General features: G+C 71.7%; 6 protein-coding genes. 4 read left to right on the plus strand and 2 right to left on the minus strand.

The window, feature by feature from the left end; translation table 11 throughout:
- The 3 genes from PV363_RS14505 to PV363_RS14515 form a co-directional block, all read left to right on the plus strand.
- The coding region (locus PV363_RS14505; RefSeq protein ID WP_301022685.1) for a hypothetical protein at positions 1–1,004 on the plus strand (1,004 nt) is incomplete at its 5' end.
- A 12-nt stretch (positions 1,005–1,016) separates the two neighbouring features.
- Positions 1,017–2,168 carry a DNA recombination protein RmuC gene (locus PV363_RS14510; RefSeq protein WP_301022686.1) on the plus strand — a complete coding sequence of 384 codons (1,152 nt, stop codon included), beginning with the start codon at positions 1,017–1,019 and terminating at the stop codon, positions 2,166–2,168.
- Between the two features lie 28 nt (positions 2,169–2,196).
- A complete protein-coding gene (locus PV363_RS14515; RefSeq protein WP_301022687.1) occupies positions 2,197–2,670 on the plus strand; it encodes a DUF6542 domain-containing protein in 474 nt (157 codons plus the stop codon).
- Here PV363_RS14515 and PV363_RS14520 read toward each other — a convergent pair.
- Both PV363_RS14520 and PV363_RS14525 read right to left on the minus strand, forming a co-directional pair.
- On the minus strand, positions 2,663–3,043 hold the full coding sequence (locus tag PV363_RS14520; protein ID WP_220343821.1) for an SHOCT domain-containing protein: 381 nt from the start codon (positions 3,041–3,043) through the stop codon (positions 2,663–2,665). The genes PV363_RS14515 and PV363_RS14520 overlap by 8 nt on opposite strands.
- Before the next feature lie 116 nt (positions 3,044–3,159).
- The gene (locus PV363_RS14525) at positions 3,160–5,685 is read right to left on the minus strand and encodes a bifunctional FO biosynthesis protein CofGH (protein ID WP_301022688.1); all 2,526 of its coding nucleotides are present in this window, start codon (positions 5,683–5,685) and stop codon (positions 3,160–3,162) included.
- A 79-nt stretch (positions 5,686–5,764) separates the two neighbouring features.
- Here PV363_RS14525 and npdG point away from each other — a divergent pair, with 79 nt between their 5' ends.
- Entirely contained in the window at positions 5,765–6,448 is a 684-nt protein-coding gene (gene npdG / locus PV363_RS14530; RefSeq protein WP_220343819.1) for an NADPH-dependent F420 reductase, read from the plus strand.
- The last annotated feature ends 64 nt before the right edge of the window (positions 6,449–6,512 follow it).

Raw genomic sequence — 6,512 nt, forward strand, 5'->3', positions numbered from 1 at the left:
CGATGCTCGCGTACACCTTCGCCGCGGACGCGCTCGTCTTCGTCCTCGTCGCCTGCGTCGCGGTCGGCGCGCGCTCGGTGCAGGGATCGGCGAAGCAGGCGATCATCGCGCGCTGGTACGTCGGACCCGACAGGGTCACCCTCCGGGCGCGGATGCGCGTGGTCACCAACGTGTGCATCGGACTCGGCACCGTCACCGCAGCGGCGGCCCTCGTCGTCGACACCGCAGCCGCGTACCGGGCCGCGATGCTCGCGGCGGGCGCCCTCCTGCTCGTGGCCGCTGTTCCGGTCGTCCGGCTCCCGTACGCGGTCCCGGCACTGGCGGTGACGATGACCGAGGCCTCTCGGATGCCGACCGACGCCGGGCAGCCGGCCCGCGGCCCGTCGCCCTGGCGCGACCGCACGTACGTCGCCAGCGTCGGCCTCAACGCCGTCGTCGCCATGCACTTCGGACTCCAGACGATCGGCGTCCCGTTGTGGATCGCGACCACCGCCGCACCGACCGCGATGGTCTCGGTGCTGCTCGTGCTCAACACGGTGGTCGTCGCGGTGCTGCAGGTTCGGGTGTCGCGGGGCACGCACGACATTCGTAGGGCAGGCATCGCGGTACGGCAGGGGTCGTGGCTGCTCGCTGCGGCGTGCGTCGCCTACGCCGCCGCGGGATACGGCGACGTCGTGACCGCGTGCGCGCTGCTCGTCGTCGCGGCTCTCGTGCACGGGTGGGGCGAGGTCCTCGGCGAGGCGGGCGGCTGGGGCATGGCGTTCGGGCTCGCCGACACGCGTCGAGCGGGGGCGTACCAGGGACTGACGCAGACGGGCTACGCGGTCGCGGCCATGGTGTCGCCGATCCTGGTGACCGCGACGGCGATCGAGCACGGCACGGCGGGGTGGCTCGTCCTGGGCGGGCTCCTGGCGGCGGCGGGGACAGGGGCGGCGTGGGTCGCCCGACGCGCGGTGACCGAACGGGAGGGTGCCGCCGACAGCAGAACTGTCAGTGACCGCTGAGACGCTGACCCCATGCTCAGCCTGCTCCTCGTCGCCCTGCTCGCCCTGCTCGCCGGCCTCGCCGTCGGAGTGCTGCTCGGCAGCGGCGTGCTGCGCCGTCACGATGCCGCCACCGTCGACCACGTGCAGCTGTCCGCGCACGCGACGGCGCAGGCCGTGGGCCCGGTCAAGGAGAGTCTCGACCGCTTCGACACCCGGCTTCGCGAGATCGAGGCGGGACGGGTGTCGTGGCAGAGCCAGCTCCGGGAGCAGGTCGAGCAGGTCCGCACGACGAGCGAGTCCCTGCGACGCGAGACCGCCTCGCTGTCGACGGCGCTCCGCAAGCCGCAGGTCCGCGGCAGGTGGGGCGAGATGCACCTGCAGCGGGCCGCCGAGCTCGCAGGCATGGTCGATCGCGTCGACTTCGACCTCCAGACCACGGTCCGTGACGGCGGAGCCGCGCTGCGCCCCGACATGGTCGTGCACCTGGCCGGCGACAAGCACGTCGTGGTCGACTCCAAGGTCCCGCTCGATGCCTTCCTCGACGCCACCGAGGCCGATGACGAGGACGAGTACGCCGCTCACCTCCGGCGGCACGCGCGTCAGCTCCGGACTCACGTCGACGGGCTGTCGGCCAAGGCCTACTGGCGGCAGTTCACCACCGCGCCGGAGTTCGTGGTGCTCTTCGTGCCCGGTGAGGCGTTCCTGTCCGCCGCGCTCGACACCGACCCGTCGATCCTGGAGGACGCCGCCGCCAAGCGCGTCGTGCTGGCGACCCCTACGACGCTGATCGCGCTGCTGCGCACCGTCGGCTACGCCTGGACCCAGGCGCAGATCGCCGACCAGGCACGGGAGGTCCACACCCTCGCGCGCGAGCTGTACGAGCGTCTCGGCACCCTGGGCAAGCACTTCGGCAAGGTCGGGCGCAGCCTCGATGCGGCGGTGGGTGCCTACAACGGCGCCGTCGGGTCGCTGGAGACGCGGGTCCTCGTCACGGCGCGTCGGATGTCGGAGCTCCACGCACCCGACGCCGACCTGCCGGCGCCCGAGCCGGTCGAGAGCCTGGCTCGTCCCGTCCAGGCGCCGGAGCTGGTCGACCGCATCGTCGAGGAGATCACGTCCGCTGAGGTCGAGCGCGCCGAGGACGGCGATACCGGCCTCGGCACGGCGCGCCGTACGGGCTGATCGAGACACCACGCCATAGCGTGGAGACGTGCAGCAGTGGGCACGGCTCTCCCGCGGTCCTGGTCGGCGGCCGCCACGCCACCGCAAGGCGTGGACAGCGCGCGCCGCCCAGCACGACCTGTCCGCGCGCGGCGTGGTGGTCGTCGCCGTCGTGGCAGCTTTCGCCACCGCCTGGCTCGAGATCCTCACGACCGAGCGCCTCGGCTGGTTCTTCGACGTGTTGTTCGTGCTCGTCTCGGCCACGAACGCCCTTGCCGCCTCGCGGCAAGCGCTCTACGCCCCGATGGTCGCGCCGCCGCTCGTCCTCGTGAGCGTGATGGCCGTGGCGGCGATCGCCCGTTCGAGCGCCCTCGACGAGCCGGGCACGCCACCCGACGCCTCGCTCGTGCAGCTCGTCGTGATCGCGGTCGTGCAGCACGCGGTCGCACTCGTCGCCGGGCTCGGCGCCGCCCTCGGCATCGTGGGCTGGCGCCGAGCCTCGCTCGGACGAGCGCTCAGCTGAGCGCTTTGGCCTTGAGCTGGTCGAACTCCGCCTGGCTGATCGTCCCCGAGTCCAGCAGTGCTTTCGCCGTCTCGATCTGGTGCGCCGGACTCGCGTGGCCTGCGGTCTGCTGGATGTACTGATCGGTCTCGGCCTTGGCCGCCCGCAACGCCGCCGCCTGCCGCTCGGCCATGCCTCCGCCGCGGGCGATCAGATACACCAGCGCCGTCAGGAACGGGAAGATGATCAAGAAGATCACCCACACTGCCTTCAACCAACCGCTCAGATGATGGTCACGGAAGAGGTCGGTCAAGATCTGGAAGAGCAGGATCAGGTACGCCACGAAGAAGAAGCTCCAGACCAGGAGCCAGAAGAAGTCCCAGAAGTCGTCCATGCGCGACCCTTTCCGTCATGCGGTGCCTCGGCGCGCCCATGCGCTCCAGCAGAACTGTCTCGCCGGACGGACGTCACCAGCATCGCCCGGGAGGGGTGATTCCGGTGGTGCCGCCGTCAGGCCGCGGTCTCCTGCTGGTGGGGGTAGTCCGTACGCCGCTCACGAACGGGTCGGCCGATCCCCTCGGCGATCACCCGGAGCTCGTGGACCGTCTTGGCCGAGCCGTGCTGCGACCCCGCCATGCGGCTGATCGTCTCCTCCATCAGCGTGCCGCCGAGGTCGTTCGCACCGCCGCGCAGCATCTGCCGCGTGCCGTCCACACCGAGCTTGACCCACGAGGTCTGGATGTTGTGGATCCGCCCGTGCAGCATGATTCGCGCGAGGGCGTGGACAGCCCGGTTGTCGCGCAGCGTGGGCCCCGGACGGGCGACGCCGGCGAGATAGATCGGCGCGTTGGTGTGGATGAACGGCAGCGCGACGAACTCCGTGAACCCGCCCGAGCGCTCCTGCACCTCCGCGAGGGTGCGCAGGTGCCCGACCCAGTGCCGGGGGTTGTCGACGTGGCCGTACATCATCGTCGAGCTCGACCGGATGCCGAGGCTGTGCGCGGTCTCGACGACCTCGATCCACTGCGCCGCCGGCAGCTTGCCCTTGGTCAGCACCCAACGGACGTCGTCGTCGAGGATCTCCGCCGCGGTGCCGGGGATCGTGTCGAGCCCCGCCTCCCGCAGCTCCGTCAGCCACTCGCGGATCGAACGGCCCGCCTTCGCCGCCGCAGTGACGATCTCCATCGGGCTGAACGCGTGGACGTGGACGTCCGGCGACGCCGCCTTCACCGCGCGAACGATGTCGGCGTAGGCCGAGGGTCCCAGGTCGGGTGAGATGCCGCCCTGGAGGCAGATCTCGCTCGCGCCGAGCGCGGTCGCCTCGCGGACGCGGTCTCCGATCTGCTCCAGAGAGAGCGTGTAGGCGTCGGCGTCGGACTTTCGCTGAGCGAACGCACAGAACCGGCATCCGACATAGCAGACGTTGGTGAAGTTGATGTTCCGGTTGACGACGTAGGTCACCTCGTCGCCGACCGCGTCGCGCCGCAGGTCGTCGGCGAGACGGCAGACCGCGTCCAGCGCCGGGCCCTCGGCGGTCATGAGGGCGAGGTAGTCCCCGTCGGAGAGGCCCGCGGGCTCCTCAGAGGCGCGCGCCAGGGCCGTACGGACGTCGGAGTCGAGTCGCTCGGGGACCGACGGCAGACCAAGGGGTTCGGAGGTCCGGGACGCGTGCTCGCGCACCTCCTCCCAGTCGCCGTAGACACCCGCGAAGTCGCTGCGTCGGTCCGCACTCCGGCCGACCGTGTCGATCTCGGTGTGCAGCTCCGTACGGCCGCTCGCCTCCGGAGGTGTCTCGGGGTCCTGCCAGGGCCGACCCACGACCGGCGCTCCGGCGTCGGCGAGCCCGTCAGGATCCGCGAGAGCGGACACGTGCGGGATCAACCGGCTGTCGAACCACGGGCGCTCCCCCGACAACGTCTCGCGCACGAACCGCGGGTGCACCGTCAGTCGCTCGGCCAGGGTCAGGCCCGACTGCGCGGTCCAGGTCGCGAGATCGTCGATCTGCGGCCACGGGCGCTCGGGGTTGACGTGGTCGGGCGTCACCGGGGACACGCCACCCCAGTCGTCGACGCCCGCCGCGAGCAGCGGGGCGATCGAGTCGGGATCGGAGAGGTTGGGCGGGGCCTGCAACGTGACCCCCGGACCCAGCACGATCCGTGCGGTCGCCAGCGTGGCGAGGTATTCCTCGACCCCCAGATCGGGCTCGTTGCGCATCGCCGTGTCGTCCTTGGCGCGGAAGTTCTGGACGATCACCTCCTGGATCCCGCCGTAGGTGCGCGAGAGCCGCCGCAGCTCGAACAGCGCGTCGACACGCTCCTCCACGGTCTCCCCGATGCCGACGAGGATCCCGGTGGTGAACGGGATGCCGATGCGACCCGCGTCCTCCAGGACCCGGAGGCGCACGGCCGGGTCCTTGTCCGGCGAGGCGTAGTGCGGCTGACCGGGCTCCGACCACAGCCGTGTCGCGGTGGTCTCGAGCATCATGCCCATCGACGGCGCGACCGGCTTGAGCCGCTGGAGCTCCGCCCACGACATCACGCCGGGGTTGAGGTGCGGGAGCAACCCCGTCTCCTCGAGGACGCGGATCGCCATCGCGCGCACGTACGAGAGCGTGTCGTCGTACCCGTGCTCGTGCAGCCACTCGGCAGCCTGGGGCCAGCGGTCCTCCGGGCGGTCGCCGAGGGTGAAGAGCGCTTCCTTGCACCCCTGCGCCGCGCCCTGCGCGGCGATGGCGAGGATCTGGTCCGGCGACAGGAACGGCGCGTCGACACGGTTCGGCGTGGTCGCGAACGTGCAGTAGTGGCACCGGTCGCGGCACAGCCGCGTGACCGGGACGAAGACCTTGCGCGAGTACGTGACGACGCCGGGACGCCCAGCCGCGACCATGGCCGCGTCACGCACGCGCGACGCGACGTCACTCAGGCGCACGAGGTCGTCGCCGCGGGAGGAAGCGAGCGCTACCGTCTCCGCGTGGTCGAGGGACTTCCCAGCCTCGGCGCGGGCCAGCGCCCGTCGGATCTCGCGGTCGCTCGTCATGATCGCCTTATCGTAATCGTCTCCCGCCGTGCGTGAGACGATGCGTCGTGCTGCCGAACACACCGGATCGAAGGACGTCATGACTCATCACATCGCCGTCGTCGGCGGGACCGGCCCGCAGGGCCGCGGGCTCGCGTACCGTTTCGCACTCGCCGGCCACACGGTCGTCATCGGGTCGCGATCGGCCGAGCGCGCCGCCGAGAAGGCCGAGGAGATCTCGACCCGCGCCGCTGACAACGGCGCGACCGTACGACTCGACGGCGCCACCAACGCCGACGCGGCCGCCGCGGCGGACGTCGTGGTGCTCGCCGTGCCGTGGGACGGGTACGACGCGCTCGTCGCCGACCTGGCACCGGCTCTCGACGCCAAGATCGTGATCAGCTGCGTGAACCCTCTCGGCTTCGACGCCGCCGGCCCGTACGGCCTCACGCTGGCCGAGTCGGCCGCCGAGGGGACGCAGAAGGCCGTGCCCGGAGCGCGGGTCGTCGGCGCGTTCCACCACCTGGCCGCCCTGTCGCTGTGGAAGACGCCCGATCCGCTGTCGCACGAGGACGTGCTGGTGTGCGGGGACGACGCGGAGGCCAAGGACCTGGTCGCCGACCTCGCGCGTACGGTCACCGGGCACCGCGGCATCGACGCGGGGGCCCTGCGGATCGCCCGTCAGCTCGAGCCGTTCACCGCGGTCCTGATCAACGTGAACAAGCGCTACAAGGTCCGCTCGGGCCTGCACCTGGCCGGCCTGCCGGACGACGCCCGCGCCTGAGGGCTGAGGTCCCGTCGGGGTCAGGCGGGCTGGCCGGCCTTGCGGAGGTCGCGGCGAAGCTCCG

Origin of the sequence: Mumia sp. (genome assembly GCF_028803055.1) — a bacterium.
Classification (GTDB): Bacteria; Actinomycetota; Actinomycetes; order Propionibacteriales; family Nocardioidaceae; genus Mumia.